The sequence below is a fragment of the Bradyrhizobium iriomotense genome, from assembly GCF_018130765.1.
GTDB classification, from domain to species: Bacteria; Pseudomonadota; Alphaproteobacteria; order Rhizobiales; family Xanthobacteraceae; genus Bradyrhizobium; species Bradyrhizobium iriomotense_A.
The window spans coordinates 509,410-530,979 of the sequence record NZ_JAFCJZ010000001.1 but is presented as its reverse complement, the minus strand read 5'-3'; the positions used below and the strand labels follow the sequence as shown (position 1 = coordinate 530,979).

The 21,570-nt window shown below is 64.5% G+C and carries 17 protein-coding genes; 8 read left to right on the top strand and 9 right to left on the bottom strand.

Features of this window, described 5'->3' with window-relative positions; translation table 11 throughout:
• Window positions 1-101 precede the first annotated feature (101 nt).
• Complete coding sequence (locus JQ635_RS02515; protein WP_211408275.1) at window positions 102-1,724, top strand: ABC-F family ATP-binding cassette domain-containing protein; 1,623 nt, start codon at window positions 102-104, stop codon at window positions 1,722-1,724.
• A 67-nt stretch (window positions 1,725-1,791) separates the two neighbouring features.
• Here the strand turns inward: JQ635_RS02515 and JQ635_RS02510 are convergent, their stop codons facing one another.
• From JQ635_RS02510 to JQ635_RS02495, 4 genes are all read right to left on the bottom strand, one after another.
• Window positions 1,792-3,201, bottom strand: coding sequence for a S8 family serine peptidase (locus JQ635_RS02510; RefSeq protein ID WP_211408274.1), 1,410 nt, complete (start codon window positions 3,199-3,201; stop codon window positions 1,792-1,794).
• A gap of 37 nt (window positions 3,202-3,238) precedes the next feature.
• Window positions 3,239-4,084, bottom strand: coding sequence for a PA-phosphatase (locus JQ635_RS02505; protein WP_246583235.1), 846 nt, complete (start codon window positions 4,082-4,084; stop codon window positions 3,239-3,241).
• 41 nt (window positions 4,085-4,125) lie between these two features.
• On the bottom strand, window positions 4,126-5,985 hold the full coding sequence (locus JQ635_RS02500; RefSeq protein WP_349631833.1) for an adenylate/guanylate cyclase domain-containing protein: 1,860 nt from the start codon (window positions 5,983-5,985) through the stop codon (window positions 4,126-4,128).
• 509 nt (window positions 5,986-6,494) lie between these two features.
• Window positions 6,495-8,708 carry an alkaline phosphatase family protein gene (locus JQ635_RS02495; RefSeq protein ID WP_211408273.1) on the bottom strand — a complete coding sequence of 738 codons (2,214 nt, stop codon included), beginning with the start codon at window positions 8,706-8,708 and terminating at the stop codon, window positions 6,495-6,497.
• 378 nt (window positions 8,709-9,086) lie between these two features.
• Here JQ635_RS02495 and JQ635_RS02490 point away from each other — a divergent pair, with 378 nt between their 5' ends.
• Window positions 9,087-9,731 carry a class I SAM-dependent methyltransferase gene (locus JQ635_RS02490; RefSeq protein ID WP_349631832.1) on the top strand — a complete coding sequence of 215 codons (645 nt, stop codon included), beginning with the start codon at window positions 9,087-9,089 and terminating at the stop codon, window positions 9,729-9,731.
• 72 nt (window positions 9,732-9,803) lie between these two features.
• Complete coding sequence (locus JQ635_RS02485) at window positions 9,804-10,679, top strand: MBL fold metallo-hydrolase (protein ID WP_211408272.1); 876 nt, start codon at window positions 9,804-9,806, stop codon at window positions 10,677-10,679.
• 216 nt (window positions 10,680-10,895) lie between these two features.
• On the opposite strand, the gene JQ635_RS02480 is transcribed toward JQ635_RS02485, so the two are convergent.
• From JQ635_RS02480 to JQ635_RS02470, 3 genes are all read right to left on the bottom strand, one after another.
• Window positions 10,896-11,144, bottom strand: coding sequence for a hypothetical protein (locus tag JQ635_RS02480; RefSeq protein WP_211406749.1), 249 nt, complete (start codon window positions 11,142-11,144; stop codon window positions 10,896-10,898).
• Window positions 11,145-11,237: 93 nt separating this feature from the next.
• Window positions 11,238-12,113, bottom strand: a complete 876-nt coding sequence (locus JQ635_RS02475) for a dienelactone hydrolase family protein (RefSeq protein WP_246583234.1) — start codon at window positions 12,111-12,113, stop codon at window positions 11,238-11,240.
• A 25-nt stretch (window positions 12,114-12,138) separates the two neighbouring features.
• Window positions 12,139-13,101: an alpha/beta hydrolase gene (locus JQ635_RS02470; protein WP_211408270.1), complete on the bottom strand. Its 963-nt coding sequence runs from the start codon at window positions 13,099-13,101 to the stop codon at window positions 12,139-12,141.
• A 116-nt stretch (window positions 13,102-13,217) separates the two neighbouring features.
• Here JQ635_RS02470 and JQ635_RS02465 point away from each other — a divergent pair, with 116 nt between their 5' ends.
• The 5 genes from JQ635_RS02465 (at window position 13,218) to JQ635_RS02445 (ending at window position 18,441) form a co-directional block, all read left to right on the top strand.
• A complete protein-coding gene (locus tag JQ635_RS02465; RefSeq protein WP_211408269.1) occupies window positions 13,218-13,895 on the top strand; it encodes a nitroreductase in 678 nt (225 codons plus the stop codon).
• 262 nt (window positions 13,896-14,157) lie between these two features.
• The gene (locus tag JQ635_RS02460) at window positions 14,158-16,173 is read left to right on the top strand and encodes an FIST N-terminal domain-containing protein (RefSeq protein ID WP_211408268.1); all 2,016 of its coding nucleotides are present in this window, start codon (window positions 14,158-14,160) and stop codon (window positions 16,171-16,173) included.
• 124 nt (window positions 16,174-16,297) lie between these two features.
• Complete coding sequence (locus JQ635_RS02455; RefSeq protein WP_211408267.1) at window positions 16,298-16,501, top strand: hypothetical protein; 204 nt, start codon at window positions 16,298-16,300, stop codon at window positions 16,499-16,501.
• 351 nt (window positions 16,502-16,852) lie between these two features.
• Window positions 16,853-17,800 (top strand): AraC family transcriptional regulator, encoded by a 948-nt coding sequence (locus tag JQ635_RS02450; protein WP_211408266.1) that lies wholly within the window; start codon window positions 16,853-16,855, stop codon window positions 17,798-17,800.
• Between the two features lie 50 nt (window positions 17,801-17,850).
• Window positions 17,851-18,441 (top strand): NADPH-dependent FMN reductase, encoded by a 591-nt coding sequence (locus JQ635_RS02445; protein WP_211408265.1) that lies wholly within the window; start codon window positions 17,851-17,853, stop codon window positions 18,439-18,441.
• Window positions 18,442-18,463: 22 nt separating this feature from the next.
• On the opposite strand, the gene JQ635_RS02440 is transcribed toward JQ635_RS02445, so the two are convergent.
• Together JQ635_RS02440 and JQ635_RS02435 are read right to left on the bottom strand one after the other, a co-directional pair.
• Entirely contained in the window at window positions 18,464-20,545 is a 2,082-nt protein-coding gene (locus JQ635_RS02440; protein WP_211408264.1) for a methyl-accepting chemotaxis protein, read from the bottom strand.
• 239 nt (window positions 20,546-20,784) lie between these two features.
• The gene (locus JQ635_RS02435) at window positions 20,785-21,570 is read right to left on the bottom strand and encodes a 2-keto-4-pentenoate hydratase (RefSeq protein WP_211408263.1); all 786 of its coding nucleotides are present in this window, start codon (window positions 21,568-21,570) and stop codon (window positions 20,785-20,787) included.

The following is a 21,570-nucleotide window of genomic DNA, read 5'->3' as shown; positions in this document are numbered from 1 at the left end:
ATCCGGCGCCTGTCGAGGTGGAATCCGTACCCCGCCGGGCTTCCCCTGGCGGCCCGTATGGCCTATGACGCTGCAACGCAAAAATCCCCCCAAAAGACCCCATGATCCGCCTCGACAACGTCAGCAAGCAAGCCGGCCACCAGATCCTGTTCATCGAAGCCTCCGCGGCCCTCAACAAGGGGGAGAAGATCGGCCTTGTCGGGCCGAACGGCGCCGGCAAGACCACGCTGTTCCGCATGATCGCCGGCGAGGAGCTGCCGGACGAGGGGCAGGTCTCGACCGATCGGGGCATCACCATCGGTTATTTCAACCAGGACGTCGGCGAGATGTCTGGCCGCAGCGCCGTGGCCGAGGTGATGAATGGCGCCGGTCCCGTCAGCGAGGTCGCGGCCGAGCTGCGCGAACTCGAGGCCGCGATGGCCGACCCTGACAAGGCCGACCAGATGGACGAGATCATCGCCCGCTACGGTGAAGTGCAGCACGCCTTCGAGGAGCTCGACGGTTATGCGCTCGACGGCCGGGCGCGCGAGGCGCTGTCCGGCCTCGGCTTCAGCCAGGAGATGATGGACGGCGACGTCGGCAAGCTCTCGGGCGGCTGGAAGATGCGCGTCGCGCTGGCGCGTATTCTCCTGATGCGCCCCGACGTCATGCTGCTCGACGAGCCGAGCAACCATCTCGACCTCGAAAGCCTGATCTGGCTGGAGAAGTTCCTGCACGACTTCGAAGGCACGCTGCTGATGACCTCGCATGACCGCGAGTTCATCAACCGCGTGATCTCCAAGGTGATCGAGATCGATTCCGGCTCGCTCACCACCTACACCGGCGACTACGAATTCTACGAGCAGCAGCGCGCGCAGAACGAGAAGCAGCAGCAGGCGCAGTTCGAGCGCCAGCAGGCCATGCTCGCCAAGGAGATCAAGTTCATCGAGCGCTTCAAGGCGCGCGCATCTCATGCCGCCCAGGTGCAGAGCCGGGTGAAGAAGCTCGACAAGATCGAGCGGGTCGAGCCGCCGCGCAAGCGCCAGAGCGTCGCGTTCGACTTTCCGCCGGCGCCGCGCTCGGGTGAGGACGTTGTGGCGCTCAAGAACGTCCACAAGGGCTATGGCGCCAAGCGCATCTATGACGGCCTCGATTTCATGATCCGCCGCAGGGAGCGTTGGTGCGTGATGGGCGTGAACGGCGCCGGCAAGTCGACGCTGCTCAAGCTCATTGCCGGCGCAAGCGAGCCCGACCAGGGCACGGTAGCGTTAGGGGGCAGCGTCAAGATGGGCTATTTCGCCCAGCATGCGATGGACCTGCTGGACGGCGAGCGCACCGTGTTCCAGTCGCTGGAAGACCAGTTTCCGACCGCGGGGCAGGGCTCTCTGCGCGCGCTCGCCGGCTGCTTTGGCTTCTCCGGCGACGACGTCGAGAAGCGCTGCCGGGTGCTCTCAGGCGGCGAGAAGGCGCGCCTCGTGATGGCCAAGATGCTGTTCGACCCGCCGAACTTCCTGGTGCTGGACGAGCCGACCAACCATCTCGACCTCGCCACCAAGGAGATGCTGATCACGGCGCTCGCTGATTTCGAGGGCACCATGCTGTTCGTCTCGCACGACCGCCACTTCCTGGCGACGCTGTCGAACCGCGTGCTGGAGCTGACGCCGGAAGGCATCCACCAATATGGCGGCGGCTACACGGAGTATGTCGCGCGCACGGGGCAGGAAGCGCCGGGGTTGCGGAGCTAGAGCAGCTCTTCATAGCGGCGGTCGGCCTCTGCGCGTTTGACGGTGGCTCGGCTGGCGATTTGCGCGCTCAGTGAATGATGCCCAGGTTTCGGCCCGCCGCCACCGGCCGGATGATGCCGTAGCCGTAATCGTAGTTCGGCACAGCGCCGCCCTGGGGCCCCGCCGTCGCCTTCAATACCGCAATCATGGTTGCCGGATCCGTCGCCGTCGGCGATTGCACGGTTCGCAGCGCGGCGATGCACCCGGATGCGACGGCGCATGACGTCGACGTTCCCGTATCCGGCTCGAAGCCGCGCGGGCCGCGCTGGATCTTCGAGCCGAGAAACTGCGTATAGGCGGTGATATCGGGCTTCTGCGGAGGCATGCCCGCGATCGACGGTCCTTGCGAGGAATAACAGACGCGCGCGTCGTGGATGTCGCAACCGGCGAGCGTCAGCACTTCGTCGTAGGCGTTCGCGCCCATGATCATTCCTGTCGTCCGCTGCAGACACACGGCATTGGGGCAGCCGACGCCGCAGTTGCCGGCGGCGAAAACCACGTCGGCCCCGAATGCCGTGAGCAGCCAGATGTACAGTCTGAAGGGGTGATAGGGATTGTCGATGTAGCGCATGGGATCGCCGGGCGGGAAGTCGTCCAGGCTAGGATGGAAGATGCCCCAGCTATTGTTGACCACGAGCGCGCGCTGCGGAATCGTCCCAATGACCGCCCAGCGCCAGATCAGCATCAGGTAACCGCTCATCATTTCCCCGATTGTCGCACTGACGGTGTGCTCCCCGACCGGACGCCCAAGCAGCAAGGGATAGTCAAGCAGCGTCACGTTCGGGGCAACCGCGAGCACGCCGTAGGCGCACATCGTTCCGTGTCCGATGCGATGGAGTCCCGGTGTCGTCGCCACGGTCGGTGGCGTCCACGAATTGTCGACATCCAGGTCCGGGTTGAACCCGAACCGCGTCGCAAGATGTGACTTGCAGATGCCGGTATCGACGACAGCGACGGCAACACCCGCGCCGTTAAGGCCGTTGTGCTGCAGCGTCGCGGTGTTGAGGTCCTGCCGAACCCCTTCGGTATCGCCCGTGGCCTTGCTGGCGGGGGGTAAAGCAAAGTCGCCGCGCACATCAGGATCCAACCAGACCGGCTCGCCATTGTTGAAACCCGGCTTGGCGAGGCTTTCGGGAGCGACGTAAGCGCGGACCAGGAACTTCTTCGATTTATCGAGCGCGAGGAGCGCGGACGCATTTTCGCCCCTGTCCTTGATCGAGACTGCAGGCCGCTGATCGGCGCCATCCCAGAGCGGCAACGCGCCGAATTCACCGTCGATCAAAAAGTCGGGCGCCGCATTCCTGCGGACATACTCGCTCATCGTGCGGGCCGGACTCTTGCCCTTGAGCAGGTCGTTTGCCGCCTGGATGAACACGTCGTTCTGATTACGCTGCATGAGCACCCGGACATAGCCGGTGCGCAATTCCCAAGGCGTCATGGCTGCCTCCGCTGCCGTGGTCAGGTTGCGCGTGATCTCACTGCCATTCGGTCTGCGCGAGTTTGAACGTGGCCGCGTAGAACGGGCAGGCCGTCAGGAAGGGCTTGAGGTCAACCGCCGCCCTGGCGCCCGCGTCGATGTCCTCGCGATAGTGCAATCCCGCGATCACCCGGTTCATCCCGACTCGCGCGGCCAGTGCGCGCAGCGCCTCCTTGTATTGAGGCAGCAGGTCGACCAGGCATTCGGAGGTGAGCGTGCCAATGAGCGCGTGTCCGGCCGGATAGGCCGGGTGTCCCGGGACCTGGACCGGCGGATACACCGTCGGGCAGACCTGGCTTGGTCGCGGCTGGTACCAATAGGGTGGGGGCGCGGCGCCGGCCGGATTCGGATATTGGAGCTTGAGCTGGACCATCGCAAACTCGCCAACCCGGGCGATGATCTTCATCAGCAGGAACGTATGCGGGTGGGACGAGGCGGTGATGTTGAGAAGCTGCAGCCAGCGCAGCTGAAAATTCTGGTTCTCCTCCACGATCTCGCCAAGCGCTTCCGGCCGCTCCGCGACAGCCAGCACCAAAACCTCGTTGATCATCTTCGCAGTGACGGGGTAGGTGGGCGGTGGCAACGCGACCGCCGCCTGCCATTGCTTGCCGCCGATGGTCTGGGCCAGAAACTCCGGCATGATCGCTATGGCGCGCAGATCCGGATCCCATTCAGAGTCTCGGAACTTGGCGTAGTAGTCCCGCGTGATCGCGATCTCGGCAAGTGGCCGGTCGGCCCGCATCGCGAACACGGGCGATCCGCCGCCGCCGCCCGAGCCGCCTGACCAGTTTCCTCCGAACCAATTGCCACCAAACCAGTTGCCTCCGAACCAATTGCCCCCCATGACGGGATCCTCCTGTGGTTCGCTGCAAATGCAGCATGGTTTCAATCCGGCAAGCCGGCCTCTCGCAAATGTCCGATGAAGCGTTCGCGCAAACCTATTTTGAAGGGGCAACGCTCACGATAGGCCGAAAGCTTGAATCGCGGCTGGATGTCCAGAATCATCCTGGTGATGCCCCGGGCCTCCTCGTTCTGGCCCTTCGCAATATAGGCGGCTGCCAGAACACGCAGGTTGGCAGACAGCCGTCCGTTCAGAGCGGCGGTCTTGCGGGCCCACACAACCGCCTCATCGTAATTGCCGTTGATGTAATGTGCTTGGCCGAGGAACATCAGGTAAAAATACGCCTGTGTATCGGCCGGCGACAGCCGCAATCCCTGTTCAGCGCGCGTGATCGCTGATTGGCCCTCCTCAAGATAGCCGTACACGCCACTGCTAAGGGTCCAAGCCATAGCATTTCCGGGCGACGCGCTCAACGCGCGATCAAAGAGGTCGAGCGACGCGTCGTAGTCCTTGAACAACAGGGCCTTGGTGTGTCCGAGAACGGCCAATGCGAAGCCGTCTGCCGGCGCACGATCGACCGCCGCCGTGGCAAGGCGCGCCGCTTCCGCAGCATCCGGGCCGCCCTCGGCGCCCCAGCCTTGCGCGACATTGTGAATGTGCCAGAGCGCTGCATAGGCATAGGGCGTAGCATAGCTCGGATCCGAAGCGATTGCGGCCTGCAACAGCTCGCCGGCCCGGCTGAAGTCGAAGAAATTCATGCGATACATGAAGTCGATCGCCTTCATGAGCAGCTCGTAGGCATTGAGATTGTCCGAGCGCTTTTGCAGCGCGCGCTTCAGCTCCGCCTCGCGGACCTGGGGAGCGATGCTCCATACGATGCGCGTCGCAATGCGGCTCTGAAATTCGAACAATTCGGAGACGTCGCCATCATAGTGATCTGCCCAGAGCACGATCCCCGCTTCGACGTCCTTCAATTCCACACCAATGCGAAGCCGCTTGTCGGCGCGTCGGATGCTGCCGCTCAGGACGTATCGGACGCCGAGCTCCTGGCCGATCTTCTGGCTGTCGATCGGTCCGCTGCGATAGGGAGAGGTGGACATGCTCGAAATGACGAACAGCCCGCGGAGGCTCTGAAGCGCCACGACGATCTCGTCGGCCGTCCCGTCGCCGAAGTAATCGTCCTCCGGGTTCGCTCCCTGGGTACGAAACGGCAGGACCGCGATGTAGGGCACCTTGGCCTGGCGGCTCGCCTTGCGGCCGCCGCTCGACGGCAATCGTTCGGCCTCTGGCAGCAGGAGAGAATAAGCATGAACGGGGCGTGCAAGATGCTTGAGTCGGAGGACGCCCAGATCCTGGACCGGTACCTCGATGCGGTCCTTGATCTGCTGGAACATCTCGTCCGAAAGCACCACACCGCCCGCCGGCGCCGACTGCTCGAGTCTCGCCGCGATGTTGACGCCCTTTCCGAAAATGTCCTCCGACTCGACGATGGTCTGCGCAACGTTCAGACCTATTCGAAATTGTATCTTCCGGTCGTATCCTTCCCGAGTCTGCGCCGCTGCGACTTCGTGCTGCAAGGCGACCGCACAGCGCGCCGCATCAAGCGAGGAATCGAAGGAGGCGAGAAAGCCGTCGCCCGTATTCTTCACGATCCTGCCGCGGAAGGAGACGATGCACGGGTTGATGACGCCGAAACGAAGCGCTCGCAGGCGGACGTGGGTGGCCTCTTCCGCCACCTCGGTCAGGCGAGCATAGCCCACGACGTCGGCGGCCAGAATCGCAAGCACGCGCCGCGATGGCGGGGCATCTGCAACATCGATCCCCGGATGGTTCACCTTGCCCGCCCCGCTGCTTTGCAGAACGGGGGCAGGATAGCAGAACGTGACGCTATTGACAGCGCGCACCGGGCACCTCGTGCTCCAAACAACGTCAACGCCCGCTTGCGCGCGCGCCGACATCTTGCTGAATGACGCGGCCCCCAAATCATATACAACGAACCTCCCTTCCGGTGAGCGCCATGTCAGACGAGGCACGGTGGTCGTGTCCGCGAACATGGGAAACGCGCTCCCCGAAGCGGGTGGTGGGCCTGATCCTGGCGGCCTTTTCAGCCCTATCTGCATAGAGCCACAAATCAACTCGACCGCAAAGCGGAAGGCCTGAGAGCCACCGCGTTGCGCAGTGGCATTTTACAGCCAAACCGGAAATGCGCTGTGAATTAAATCATACATAAATACGTAAATTCGTGCGATCCGCCTCAGCGGTTGTGTTTCGCCGATTTGCTCGCATCGGCTCGGTGCATATTTACCGCGCGGCAGCTTTGCAATGTGGTCTACGGTGAAGAACTAGCTCCCGCCGCGAACAGGATTGCTCAGGGATGGGCGCTGATCGGCGCCCATCCGCTCGGCCTCGGTCGTCAGCGTAAAATCTCGCGCAGCACCTCGCCGTCGACCTGGTGCGGCCTGACGCCCAGGAGTTGCATGACGGTCGGGGCCACGTCGAGATTGCGCATGCGGCGGATCGTCGTGTTGTTGCGGATTTGCGGGCCGGCGGCGATGAAGGTCGCGCTCATCACCGGCAGTTTTGGATCGTGGCCGTGGGCGCCGTAGAAATTCGGCATCGACAGCGTGGTCGTTGCCGCGTTGAACGGCGCATCGCCGAGCCGGGCGACGCCGGGGTTTTGGATGCCGTCGAAATTGTAGCCCGGCGCCATCAGCGCGAACACATCGCCGAAATCCTGGCCGATGGTCTTGCTGGTGCATTGCCCGATCCCGGCTTCGCATTGGAGCGGACGGGTCTCGACCACGGTGAAGAGGCGTCCGCGCTCGAGCGAGAAGTTGAATTTTGGATTTGGATCGGCTGCGTTCTTCACGGCGTCGGTGATCTGCGTCACCAGCGCTGTGTAGGTCGCGGGATCGACGGTGCCGCCCTGTTCGCGCTGCTGCAGGTTGACGTAGATATTGACCGACGGACCCGAGGTGCGGATCGCCACCTTGCTGGTGTCGATGCCGGCATTCTTCAGGATGTTGGTCATGCTGACCGAGGTGTGGAACGGTGCGAAGCCGTGGTCCGACACCACGATGATGTTGCTGTCCGGCCCCGCCGCCTCGATGATCTGCTTCACCGCCTTGTCGGCGGTCTGATAGGCGAAGCGGATGTACGACTTGTAGCGGGCGACCTTGGCGGCGTCCTGGCCGGCGCCGATCGAGCTCGGGTCCTTCGGATTGGTGCCCTGGCGCGGATCGGTGAGCAGGAACTGATGCTCGGAGCCGTCCGGTTGCTCGATATAGATCATCACCAGATCGGCATCGGGATGGTTCTTGATCGCGCGCTCGCCGATATCGGCCTGGTAGCGCACGAAGGTCTTGACCATGTCTTCGTACATCGCCTCGATCTCGATGTCGGGGAAGTCGGTGAAGCCCGGGCTGAGCCGCTCCGGAATGCGGAAGTCGGCCTGCGGGCGCCAGAACCCGATGCTGTTGTTGATGTCGTCGACGTCGGCCAGCACGGCCGCGTTGCGCGGGATGTAATTGGCGCCGTAGCGGGCAAAGCGCACTACCGACAGATCGGGCGCGAACTGCGAGACGAAATAGGCGGCGCCGACCCTGGCGCCGCTGCCCTCGAAGAAGAACGGCGCATTCTCGCCGCCGAACTTCGCATAGGCAGGTCCAGTCGCCGGCGGCTTGAACGGCCCGGCCGTGATGCCGCGCGTGGCATCGAAGAACACGAGGGTGTCGTAGTTGACCTTGTTGTCGTTGGTGGTGTCGAGCGCCGCCACCCGGATCGCGTATTTGAGGTCCTGCGTGGCCGCGCTGGTGCAGGTCGCGGTCTGCACTGATGCGCACGAGAAGGTCTCGATCGGCGCCGGCGTTGCCAGCACCGGGCTGAACGAGAAGCGGTCGGCCGCCTGCAGCGCCGCGGCCACCGCCGGATCGGGCGCGAAGTTCGCCTGCGTCAGCGAAAAGCCCTGGGCGCTGAGCCCGCCGAACGCGCCGAACGGCACGGTGTAGTCGGTGACGCGGATCGGCTGGGCCGGCTGCACCACAGTGCCGTTGATCGAGATGTCGGCGCCGTCGCCACCCGGCCACGTCGCGGTGACCACCTTCTTTCCCTGCTGGCGCAGTTGCACCCAGAGCGGCGCCGCGGTCGGCTGCGGCGAGGGCCCAAGCGGGCTCTCGCGATAGCCGCCGATTGGCGCCGCAAAGCCGCTGAGGCTCGATGTGATCGGGCCGACGATGGCCTGGAAGGTGTTGGAGGGGATGTCGTTGTGAACGGCGGTCGAGCCGGTCGCGATCTCGATATGGGAGACCGCGGTGAGCGAGGGCGAAGCCGTGATGTTCTGCAACGCCACGGCACCATGGCGGCTCAGCCGCGCCAGCCCGCCGTCGCGCGGCAGCACGCCTTCCTCGATGAACTGCTGGATGAAATCAGGCTTTGCGCCGTCGAGTGAGATGAGGACCACCGGCGACCTGCGGCCGTGGTGGTGGCCCCGATCATGGTCGCGATCGCGGAAGCTGTCGGACCCGCGGTCGCGGCCGCTGTCATCCTGATCGGCGTGTGCCGGCGCCGCAGCGCCGGCCAGCGATGCCGCAAGCGATATGGACGATAGGACGGAGAAGAGCTTCTTCACTTAGGTGCCCCATGCTTTTGCTGCACAATCTGTGTGCGATCAATCTGGAATGAGGCAGAGATTATCGAGTGCGGCCGACGACGCGCGTGTGACGCCCAGGCGACGCATATGCGTCGCTGCGTGAATGCTGTCGCAACAGTCCAACTGACGCTCTGTCGCGCGAGCGATGGGAACTCGCCAGCGCAAGCCTCGCGCAACTCTCACGGGCGATGGTCCATTCCGCACGAAAGTTTGCGGAACGGGGCATGATCGCCAAACTGAAAGAGGTTTCTACGGCGCCTCTGCCGTGCAAGATCTGCAGCGCGGAGGCCGCCCTTTTCGGCGTGGTCGATTTCGCCAAACACTTGCAATGAAGCGCGCCGCGGGCGGCTGCCGCTGTTGGGGAGGCCGGTCTATTACCACCGCTGCCAGGTCTGCGGATTCCTGTTCACCGATGCGTTCGACGATTGGAGCGAGGCGAGCTTCAAGGCCGACATCTACAACGACGGGTATATCGAGGTCGATCCCGACTACAGGGAGGTTCGGCCGACCAACAGCGCAAAGTTGGTGCAACATTTTTTCGGAGCGAAGAAGGCGGAGTTGCGCTTGCTCGACTATGGCGGCGGCGACGGCTTGCTGAGCGCTACGTTGCGCGACTCCGGCTTCCTGGAGGCGCAGACCTTTGATCCCTTCGTGGCCGATTTCGCGCGGCCGCCGCAGGAAAAATTCGATATCGTCACCTGCTTCGAGACGCTGGAGCACATGCCCGATCCGATGGCCGGTATCGCCGCCATCGCGTCAAGCACGAAGGAGGATGGGCTCGTGTTGTTCTCAACACTGGTGCAGCCATCCGATTTTGAGATGCACGGCGTCAATTGGTGGTATGTCGGCCCGCGCAACGGCCATGTCTCGATCTTCAGCCACACAGCGCTTGTTCTCGCCTGGCAGCACCACGGTTATCAGACCGCTTCCTTCAACGACAATTTGCACATGGCCTTCCGCACGCTGCCCGAATTCGCCCGGCATCTGCTGAAGCAGGCCTGACGGCGTTCGACGCGCCTTGAACGCGCCGATCGCCCCCGCTACGCTCCCTCAAAAAATGGGAGTGAAACGGCGATGAAGCAATTGCGGATCGGCGATATCACCATCGATGCGGTGATCGAACGGGAGGGGCCTTGGCGGCGGCCGCAAGATTTTTTCCCGGCTTATGACGACGGCGTGTTCAAGCGTCATCTGCCGACGATGGAGCCGGAGGTGTTCGATGCCGCGCACGGCATGATGGTGATCACCTACCAGACTTTCGTCGTGCGCACGCCGCGCTACACCATTTTGGTCGATACCTGCACCGGCGAAGACAAGGGGCATCCGCCGCCGTTCGATTTTCCCGGCAAGGAGCGCTGGCGCAACGAGCTGTTCGCGCTCGGCATCGGCTTCGAGCAGATCGACTACGTGTTCTGCACGCATCTGCACATCGACCACACCGGCTGGAACACGACCTTGCGCGACGGCCGCTGGGGGCCGACGTTCCCGAATGCGAAATACGTGTTTCACAAGGGGGAATATGCGGCCTGGGAGGCCGAGCATGCCAAGGGAAACAACCCGCCCGGCACGGTCTTCCGTGACAATTGCCTGCCGATCGTCGAGGCTGGGCAGGCGCTGCTGGTGGATGACGATTACGCGCTGGATGATACGGTCACGCTGACGCCGACGCCGGGGCATTCGCCCTGCCACTGTTGCGTGAACATCTTCTCGAAAGGTCAGCGTGCCGTGGTCGCCGGTGATCTCATGCATCACCAGATCCAGTGCCGCGAGCCGGACTGGTCGGCAAGGCCGGATTGGGACCCGAAGCAATCAGCGGTGTCGCGGCGGAAGTTTTTTGCGTCCGTTGTGGATACGGACACGCTGATCCTGCCGATCCATTTTCCGGCGCCGACGGTAGGTCTGATCAAGCCGCTGGATGGGGCGTTCGATTATCGGTTCAGGCGGGAGTGATGGCGAAAACTAGCAGGGCCTGATCTGCAGGTCTCGTGTCCCGGACGCGCTGCAGCGTGTAACGCTGCTGCGCAGAGCCGGGACCCATCTCTCGGACGATGCACGTGGGAGCATGGGCCCCGGCTCTGCAGCGCACCGCTGAACTGGACGATGCTTCGCATCGCCAGGGAAGCGCTGCGCTGCGTCCGGGGCACGAGAGTTTCTTGGAATGACGCCTTACGCGCTGACTTCGCACTTCTTCATAAAGCTGTTCTTGGCGGCGCCGGCGAGCGGCTTGCCGTCGGCGCTGACGGCCTTGGGCGCGCAGGCGTCGGCCTTGCACTTCTTCAGGAACGAGGTCTTGGCGGCGCCGGCCAGCGGCTTACCGTCCTTGCCGACCGCCTTGCTCTCGCAGGTGTCCTCCGCGAAGGCCGAGCCCGCTGCAAAGGTGGCAACGATCGCAGCCAGGAAAATCCGCTTCATCATGGGTGTCTCCCTAAACCAAAAGATGGCGGGCGGATTGGAGCCGGGAATCGTGGCGCAATCAAGCTGGATCAGCGAGCGGGCATCTGCGTCGCTTCAATTTTTCCAGCGATCGAGCTGCGCCGCGGCCTTGACGAGCGCATCGTCCTTTGCCGCCTGATTCCCCGGCACGGACTGCCGCCGGGACGAAGGCTCGTCGAAATCATGGGTGGCACCGGGATAGACGGTGACGTCGATCGGGCTGCCTGACTGCCGCGACCGGTCGGCGACGTGCTGGCAGATCTGCGGCGAGACCTCCTCGTCATCGGCGCCGAGGAACATCGCGATTGGTGCCGCGGTGGAGATGGTCGGCGCGAGCAGAGCGCTCTTTCCGCAGCCCGGATAGAACACGAGCGCGCCGCGATAGCCGGCCGTCTTGCTGTCCTGCCGGATCATCACGTTCAGCGCGGTGCTGCCGCCGTTGGACCAGCCCTGGAGAAAGATCTGGCGGCCGATCACGTCGCTGCGGCCGCGCAGAAAAGCGAGCGCTCCCTCGGCATCGCGCGGGCGCACCGTCAGCTCGTTGACGTCGGCACGGTCAGGATCGTCATGGGTGAAGCGGCCGAAGCCGTAAGCCTTGCCGCGGGGACCGAAGCTGTCCGGCAGCAGGACCAGGTAGCCGCGTGCCGACCAGTACTCGCCCCACATCACGTTCCGTTTGGACAAGGTGGTGGCGCCGCAGGGCGAGCCGATGCCGGCCCCGACCGAGGCGCAGCCGGACTTGTTGTTGCTGGAGTAGGGGCCGCCGCGACCGTGCAACATGACGATTGCGGGCCAGGGCCCGCGCGTTGTGGGCTGGAACAGGTAGCCGACCAGCGTGGTGGCGCCGTCGGCGCTGCGAAAATAGACGGTCTGCGGCGTGGCAGAGACAGCCGTAACCGACGGCAACACGGCGGCGAGGCCGATGAAGATACGGATCAGATGATTTGGCAATCCAGCCCGGCCTCGTGGCAACGCGTCAGACCCCACGCACGAGCAGTGCCTTGAAGTCGGCCCGCGCCCGCTGGGCCTCGGCGCGCGCGACGTCCGAGGCGTCGCCCATGCCGAAATAGCCATGGATCAGGCCGGGCCCCTCATGATGCTTGACCCGCACGCCGGCGGCCTCCAGCGCCCGCGCATAGGCGGCGCCCTCATCGCGCAGGGGATCGAACCAGGCGGTGGTGACGATCGCGGGTGCGAGGCCTCTGAGCGACGCGGCGCGCAGCGGCGAGACGCGCCAGTCGGTTGCGTGAGCGGGATCGGCGAGATAATGGCCGCAGAACCATTCCATCGTGGCGCGCGTCAGGAAGTAGCCTTCGGCATTCTCGGCGCGTGAGGGGAAGCGCGCGTTCTCGCGTGCGTCGGCGTAGCTGCCCACGACTTCGGTCACGGGATAGACCAGCAATTGCGCCGCGAGCCCGATGCCGGCATCGCGGCAGGCGATCGCGGTGGTGGCCGCGAGATTGCCGCCGGCGCTGTCGCCGGCAACCCCGAAGCGTTTGGTGTCGCCGCCAAATTCCGCGACACGGCCAAACACGTCGCGCACCGCGGCAAAGGCATCCTCGAAGGCGCCGGGAAAGCGCGTCTCCGGCGGACGGCGATAGTCGACGGAGACGACGACCGCGCCGGTCTCGATCGCGAGATTGCGGGCCTGCCGGTCATGGGTCTCGAGATCGCCCGCGACCCAGCCGCCGCCATGGAAGAACACTACGGTGGGCGCGGGCGTGGTGCCGACCCGATAGATACGCGCATCGAGCGGGCCCGCGCCGCCTTTCACCTTGATGTCCTGCACGCTCTCGACCGGTGGCGGCGGGATGGCCGCGCGCGAAGCAGCCAGTGCGCGCAAGGAATCGCGGGCGCTCTGTGGCGTCATGACCGCGGGATCGCGCATCGGCATGAGCGGAATGATCTGGGCGATGACGGGATCGAGCGGTGCGGGCATGAGGTCCTCACAGGGTTCTTGGTCTTGCTTGCGGGTTAGCATAGATTTTGCGCGCCGCATCGGCAACCGGCCACGTGTTGTGATGCGCAGGGATGAACGGGAAGGGAGGCCAAGGAGTGGAATTCGAGACGCTGGTCCAGTCGCGCCGCAGCGTGCGCGGTTTCAGGAACGAGCCGGTGCCGCGCACGGTGATCGAGGCGATCATCGAGAGCGCCAAGCGCGCGCCGTCGTCGATGAACACCCAGCCCTGGCACGTTCACGTGCTCACGGGGCATCCGCTGGAGGAGGTGCGCCGCCGCAACATGGAGGAGATGGTCGGCGGGGCCAAGGTCAAGCGCGACATCGTCAGCCATGGCGAGTATCAGGGCGTGCATCGCACCCGGCAGGTGGATATCGCCAAGAAGCTGTTCGGCGCGATGGGGATTGCGCGCGACGACAAGCCGATGCGCCAGGACTGGGTGCTGCGCGGCTTCCGCCAGTTCGACGCGCCGGTCTCGCTGGTGTTGACCTATGACCGCGTGCTCGATCCCGGCGCGGTCTGCCATTTCGATCTCGGCGCGCTCTGCTACGGCATCGTGCTCGCAGCCTGGGACCGCGGCCTCGGCTCGGTCATCAACGGGCAGGGCATCATGCGCTCCGACATCGTGCGCGAGGTCGCTGAGATCCCGGAGGACGAGGTCATCATGACCTGCGTCGCGATGGGCTATCCCGACGACGGCTTTGCCGCGAACGCGGTGCGCTCGGATCGCGAGCACAACGATGAGTTCGTGCGCTACGTCGGCTTTGCCGACTGATGCAAGCGTGCAGGCACCGGGAGGCGCGTGCTGAGCTCCGCTTCAGCATCGTCCTCAGTCCCTGCGGCGCAAAAATTGATCCAGATCAAATGCGTTGATGCGATCGGTATCATGAGCCCGCGAAACGATGCGATGCCGTAGTCCTACGGTGCGCATTCGCCGCACAAACGCGCCTGCGCCACGCGTTTCCTAACCGAATGGCAATTTCGAATCCGTAGGTCGTTCCTTTGAGACGCGTCGCGCGTCGAACAAGGATATTGCCATGCTCTCGCTGTTTTCCAAGGCAGGTCATAAGCAGACCGCTCCGTCGATCGTTCCGGAGGTCGATGACGAGGCACCGGCGTCGCGTGAAGCCTGCGCAATCCGCGTGCTGGAGAGCGACGACCGGCTGCAGAATATTTCCGAGGGCGATTTCGTCATGGTAGGCGCGCGGTCACCGCTTGCGCTCGCGTTCATCTCGCCGCACTGCGATTTTGCGCGCACGGCCTCGTCGTTGCAGAGGCTGGCGGGTTCGACGCCCGTGATCGCGATGTCGACTGCCGGCGAATTGTGCTCGGCGGGTCCGTCGCTGTACAAGCCGACGGGGGCGAGCTGGTCGTCCGTCGTCGTCCAGATCTTCCCGGCCGATCTGTTCCAGTCCATCAGCACCCATGCCGTGCGCCTCCACAACGAGGATATCCGCAAGGGCGAGCCGTCCACGGCGCATGACGCACGCATCGAAGCGATCACGCGCGAGGTCGCGGCGATCAGGACGCCATTCGCGGTCGACGTGCGCGATACGATCGCCTTCGCGCTCGTCGACGGCGTCTCGGCGTCGGAGAGCTATTTCATGGAGGCCGTGTACAGGAGCGGGAAGTTTCCCTGCGCCTTCGTCGGAGGATCCGCGGGCGGCACGCTCGACTTCAAGCACACCCATCTTTTCGACGGCAGGCAGGTGCTCGAAAACCACGCCCTTATCGTCTTCATGAAGCTGGCGCCGGGCCGGGCCTACAGCATTTTCAAGACGCAGAATTTCAAGAAGACCGGAAAATCCTTCGTCGTGATGGGGGCCGATCCGGACCGGCGCACCGCCTCGGGCGTGATGGAGGCGAACGAGATCAAGCCGTTCGCTTCTGCCGTGGCGAAGGCCCTGAACACGACGCCGGCGAACCTGATGTCGATGATGACGAAGCATTCCTTCGGCATCGAGGTCGGCGGCGACCTGTTCGTGCGCTCGGTCGCGGGCATCGACGCGGACAGCGGCGTCGTGTCCTTCTTCTGCGATGTCAATTCGGGCGACAGGCTGGAACTGCTGGAGGCGACCGATTTCGTCGACCAGACGCGGCGCGACCTCGACGCCTTCCTGCGCGACAAGCCGCCGGCGATCGGCGCGATCCTCAACGACTGCATCCTGCGCCGCCTCAACAATGAGAGCCAGCTGCGCAACATGGGCGGTATGTGGCCGATGCCGGTCGCAGGATTTTCCACCTTCGGGGAGCTGTTCGGAATCAACATCAATCAGACGCTGACCGCGATCGTGTTCTTCGACGTCAGGGACAAGCCGCTGAACGATCCCTTCCTCGAGATGTTCCCGATCCATTACGCGCATTTCGTCGAGTATTTCACGCGCACCCATCTCAACCGCATGGTGCTCCTGAACCAGATCAAGGACGGCATCGTCCACCGTCTGACGGAATATCTGAGCGCCAGCGCCACGCTGAGCGGGAAGGTCGAAGGCGCGCTGCAGCAGACGGCTTCGATCAACGCCATCGTGGAGGAGATCCGCGCGGTGATCATGGCGAGCGCGCAGTCGGCGGCGAAGGCGACCGATACGACCGCCTTGTCGCAGGAGTTCGCCGGCCTCACTCAGGCCATGAACGGGCTGCGGGACATCCTGAAGATCATCGACACGATCGCGGGCCAGACCAACCTGCTCGCGCTCAACGCGACCATCGAGTCGGCGCGCGCGGGCGAAGCGGGGCGGGGCTTCTCAGTGGTGGCGACCGAGGTGAAGAAGCTCGCAAACGACACCAAAAGCAGCCTCACGCGCACCCATGCCTCGATCGGAGGCATGGAAACATCGCTCGAGTCGCTCGGAGCCAACATCAACGAAACCCGGGGCCAGCTGATCCAGACCCAGGAGGGCTACAACAGCATCGTGACGCAGATCGAGGAGATGTTCAAGAATCTTCAGATGATCAACGCGGTGCTGTCCGACCTCGAAGCCTTCGTCCGCGACCGCAATGGAGCGTTGACGAGCGCGATGAATGACATCGAGACGTTGAAACGGATCGGGTAGGACTGCACAGCCGGCCGTCTCGCAAATTTCGGTGACGACCTTCCAGTTGGCTCTTGCAATCTCATCGCGCTAGCAGGAACAATGTGCTTCGTGAGAGGTTTGTTGCTGGCGCGAGGGAATTGACATGCGGCGGCTGGCTAGCCTGGTACGGCGGTTGTTCGGCCCGCGAGTGCGGCGTCCGATCGATGATGATCCCAATCTTCCTTTCACATCCGACGAGTTCGGGCGGCTGATCCGGAGCGGCAGACGCGAAGACATGAAGCTGCTGGCCGAAGGTCTCGCCTGCAACTCGATTCCCCGCCCGGCCAAATACCGCGCCACGCACTAGAACCGCGGGGCGCGCCCTCGTCGCCGCCTTGCTGCGGCCTGTCGCTCGGTGGCGGGCATTTGGACGTGGTCTCAGCAGGCGGAGTTGCCATCATGGCAGCAGCCTGAGTCCAAATAGCTCCCACTGAGGCGAGGTACCGCCGGGTATCTGTGCACCACCTGCCGCGCCGGAAACGCTATCGAAATTTGGCAGGACGCAAACCCTCAACTTGTCCTTTGCATTCGACCCTCGCCAATTGGCCGAGACAGGCTAAGATGATTCTTTCGGTCTTGGGGCGCTACCGAAAGGGGGAATTGAGATCGGCGTGATTGCCGGATACGCGTCATTTTCCGACGCGTTTTTTCATTTGTCATGAGCAACAGTGATGATGCGCCGGGTTTGGCGCCAAAGATATTTCGTTTCTCCGATGTCGACGAGTTTCGCAGTTCGATACGCGGGTTGAACGTCGAGTTTACGCCGTTCGTGCGACGGATCGCGACCGAGCAGGTGATCTTGCGCCTGCCGGGCTGCGACGTGAACGTGACGCGGGCGTTTCCGCGCGTGGTGGACGCGCAGCTGGTTGCCGACTGCACGGCGGTCGGTTTTGCGATGGACGATCTCGAAGTTCCCATTCGCTTCAATGGTGCGCAGCGCGACCGCGCGGTCGTCGTCATCGGCAGCAGCGGCGCTGCCTACAACACCATCGAGGAAGTGCAGAGGCAGATCGGCTCGGTCGTGTTTCACCCCGAGGTGAAGGATCGCGGCTGGCCCGAGACGCAGTCCAGCTTCAAGATTTTCGAGACCAGCATGTCGGCGCTGCTCCGGCTGCGGAAGCTGGTCCGGGAGGTGGTGGCGGCCGCGTCCGAGCCGATTGATCCCACGGAGGTTCCGTTGAAAGGCACGGCGATGAAGGAGTCCCTGTTCGGCGCGGTCGATAATGTCTTTGCCAATCTGGTCGCCGCGCGATGGACAGTGCGGCCGAACGACGGGCGGCAATTCAGGATATTTCAGGACATTCGCGCGCTGCTGTCCGAGGATCTCTCGCAGCCGATCTACAGCGAGGAGATCGCGCGCAAGCTCGGCCTGTCCGTGCGTACCATGCACGACGTCGTCCGCCGCTATCGCGGCATGAGCCTGCACCGCTATTTGCGCCTGCGCCGGCTCTGGCTGGTGCGTCAGCGGCTGCTCGCCGGCGCCGACAGCGTCAAGGCTGTCGCGCTCGCCTTCGGCTTCTGGCACCTCAGCGATTTCTCCAGAAGCTACCGCGATCAATTCGGCGAGACGCCGTCGCAAACGCTGGACCGCGGCCGCGGAAGATAGCGCGACAAATCGGTCGGCGCGCCGCCTGCTTTCGTGCTAGCCTGCCGGCCATGAGCAATCGCATCCTCGTCCTCTACGGTTCCTACCGTTCCGACCGCATGGGCATCCGCCTTGCGAATTTCGTCATCAATGGCCTGCGCAGCCGCGGCGAGGACGTCGAGTTCATCGACGCCAAGGCCATCGGCCTGCCGATGCTCGACCGCATGTACAAGGAATATCCCAAGGGCGCGGCCCCCGAGGCGCTGGAGAAGCTGGCCGGGCAGATTCGCGACGCCGACGGTTTCGTCTTCGTCACCGGCGAATACAATTGGGGCATTCAGCCCGGATTGAAGAATCTCACCGACCACTTCCTCGAAGAGTGGTTCTGGCGCCCGGCCGCGATCGTCAGCTATTCCGCGGGACGCTTCTCGGGGGCGCGCGCGGCGACCGCCTGGCACGGCACGCTGTCGGAGATGGGCATGGTGGTGGTGTCGAGCACGATCGGCGTCGGCCCGATCGCGCAGAGCTTGTCGGCGGACGCCGAGCCGATCGGCGAGGGCGGCAAGGCGCTGGAGCGTGCGTTCCCGCGCTTTGCGGATGATCTCACCTGGTGGATCGAGGCGGCGAAAGCGCAGCGGGGGCGCAAGGCGCCGCCTTACTGACGTCTTTATCGGGCTTCGCGCCTTACGCGGCCCTGACCTCGCCGAGGAAGCGGTCGAACTGGCCGGCGAGATCGCGCGACTGGGTCGAGAGTTGCTCGGCCGCGCCGAGCACTTCCCTGGCGGCAACTCCGGTGTCGTCGGCGGCGCGCTGCACACCCGATATGTTGGTGTTGACCTCCTGGGTGCCGCGGGCGGCTTCCTGGACGCTGCGGGCGATCTCCTTGGTGGCCGAGCCTTGTTCTTCGATCGCAGCCGCAATCGCGGTGCCGATCTGGTCGATCTCGGCGATGACGTCGGCGACGTTGCGGATCGCGGCCACGGTCTCGTCGCTCGCACTCTGGATCGCGGTGATCTGTTCGGAGATCTCGGTTGTGGCCTTGGCGGTCTGGCCGGCCAGCGATTTCACTTCAGAGGCGACTACGGCAAAGCCGCGGCCGGCATCGCCGGCGCGCGCGGCCTCGATGGTCGCGTTCAGCGCCAGCAGATTGGTCTGCTCGGCGATGCTCTGGATCAGCGTGACGACGTCGCCGATCTTCTGGGCGCCCTCGGCGAGCGCGCGTGCGGTATCGCCGGTGCGGCGGGCATTGTCGACGGCGCGGGCCGCGATCTCGGTGCTTTGCGCGACCTGACGGCCGATCTCGGCGATCGAGGAGGTCAGCTCCTCGGTCGCGCTGGCGACCGTCTGCACGTTGGTCGAGGTCTGCTCGGAGGCGGCGGCGACGACCGCGGCCTGGCTGTTGGTCTGGGCCGCCGTCGAAGTCATCGACTGCGCCGTGCTCTCCATCGTGGAGGACGCCTTCGATAGGCCGCCGACGAGCTCGGTGACCTTGGCCTCGAACGCGCGGGTGAGCTCGTCGAGTGCGTGCGCGCGCCGCATCTTGCCGTCGTTCTCGGCCTGCTTCTCGGCCGCAAGCCGGTCGGCCCGGATCATGTTGTCCTTGAACACCTGGACGGCCGCGGCCATCGCCCCGATCTCGTCGGAGCGCTCGGCGCCGGGGATCTCTTCCGCTACCTCGCCATCGGCCAGCCGCGACATCCGCGTCGTCAGGTTGACGATGGGGGCGCAGACGCGGCGGCGGACGGTCACGACGAGGCCGATGCTCGCAATCAGCACGGCGGCAAGGCCGAGGAGGGCGATGGTGAAACTAGTGCGCGCGGCCGACGAAGCGCCGGCGAGAACCTGCTCGGCGTTGTCGTAGAAGGCATCGCGGACCTCGATGATGGTGCTGAGGCCACGCTGCGTCGCGGCGTAATAGGTGTCCATGTCGTGTTCGTACTTGCCGGTGACCGCACCGTCTTTCACGAGCTTGAGCTCGCGGCCGAACTCCTCGACATAGATCGCGTTGAACTTCTCCAGCGCCGCGGCGACGTTCGCCGGGGTTGCCGGATTGCCGCGCAATTCCAGCAGCGACATCACGATCTGGTCGTTGCGGCCCTGCGAGCGGCTGATGTCTGCCTTCTCGGCGTCGGTCGCCGGCTTCTTGCCGCCGACGAGATTCTTGTGCAGGCTGGAGTTGAAGCCGCCGACGTCGCGCAGCGTCATGGCGATGTTGGCGTAGCTGGCCTGGCGGTAGGCGTCGCCGTTGAGGATCGCCATGCGGCGGACCTGCTCGTTGAGCAGCGCGGTCACGCCGCCGTTGAGCACGGCATTGTCGGCGACGATCTTCTTGGCGGCGTCCTTGCGTGCCTCGGCCGGCCCGCCCAGCGCCTTGTCGATGGCCTCGCGCAGCGCGGCGAACTTCGCATTGATGCCGTCGATGTTGCTGCCGATGGTGGTGCCGTCGTCGAACGGGCCGGGCAGCTCCTTGCGCAGCGCGTTCATCTTGTCGCGGGCGCCGTCGGTCTGCTTGCGCAGCTTGTCCTGCTCGGCGAGCAGTGCGGGGTCGATGGTCGCAGGCCCGTAGAGGATGTTGGTGGAAAACCCGCGCTCGGGGTTGAGATAGCGCGGGATGTCGCTGACGGCGCGGACGATTGCGAGCCGGCCCTGCGCCTCGGTGATCCGCTCCATCGTCTGGTATTTCGTCACGGCGACGTAAACCGCGAGGCCGCCGCCCACGGTCGACAGCGAGACGATGGCGGTGGTCAGGAGCGTACCGATTTTCATGGGCAGTCCGGCAATTGGCGCGGGAGGAGAATTATTTTGCCCGAACGATAGGCAGCCGGCGTTAATCCGCGGTTTACGCTGACGGCCGGCATGCCCCGCGCGCATGCGGCCATTCGTCGTAAGCGCGCGCTTCCGGGGCGTGCCTAAAGCGCGGTGACGATGAATCGTCATCGCGCTTTAGGTTGTTGTTTGCGCATGATCTTTCCGGAAAACCGCTTCGCACTTTTCCGGATCATGCTTTATGCGTAGGTCGCGCTCACGGTTCCGAACGGGCCGAAATCGGCGAGGTAGGTTTCGCCTGCCTTCGGCCGCAGCATGCCGGTCAGCGTGCCCGTGCTGATGGTCTGCTCTGCCTTGAGGCCGATGCCGGTCCGCGACAGTTCGTTGGCGAGCCAGGTCAGGGGCACCAGCGGATGATCGATGGCCTCCGCAGCGCTGCCGCGGCGCCGTTCGGCGCCGTTGCAATTCAGCACGACCTCCTGGTTCGCGATGTCGCGGCTGCGCCAGTCGGCGATCGCCTCGCCAAGCACGATCGTTCCCGATCCCGCGCCATCGGCCAGGATCGCCGGCATCGCTGGAAACGACGCGTCGTGGATGAAGCGGCATTCGGCAAGCTCGATGCCGGGATGCAGCGAGGCGACGGCCTCGCCGATCTCCTCGACGGAGTAGGGTTTTGTGCGCGGCGGCAGGTCCGCGCCGAGCCGGGCCTGATACTCAACCTCCGGGATCGGGCTGCACTGCCGGGCGTGCTCGACAGTCGCGGGCGAGCCCTTGATCAGCGGTGCGAACACCCGCCCATAGATCGGCGAGGAGGTGCGAAGCTGGCGCTGGAGCCCGGGCTTCATGCCGGCGATCTTCCAGCCGACGACGTCCCAGCCCAGTTCCTCTTCCACCATCTGCGCGATGCGGTACGCCGTGTCGGCGTCCGGCGGCACGAGATGCGCATCAAGGCCGCTTTGTTGCCGGCTCTCGCGGCGCAGGCTGGCGAGATGGCGTGCGAGCTCGCGTTGTCGGGACAGATCCAT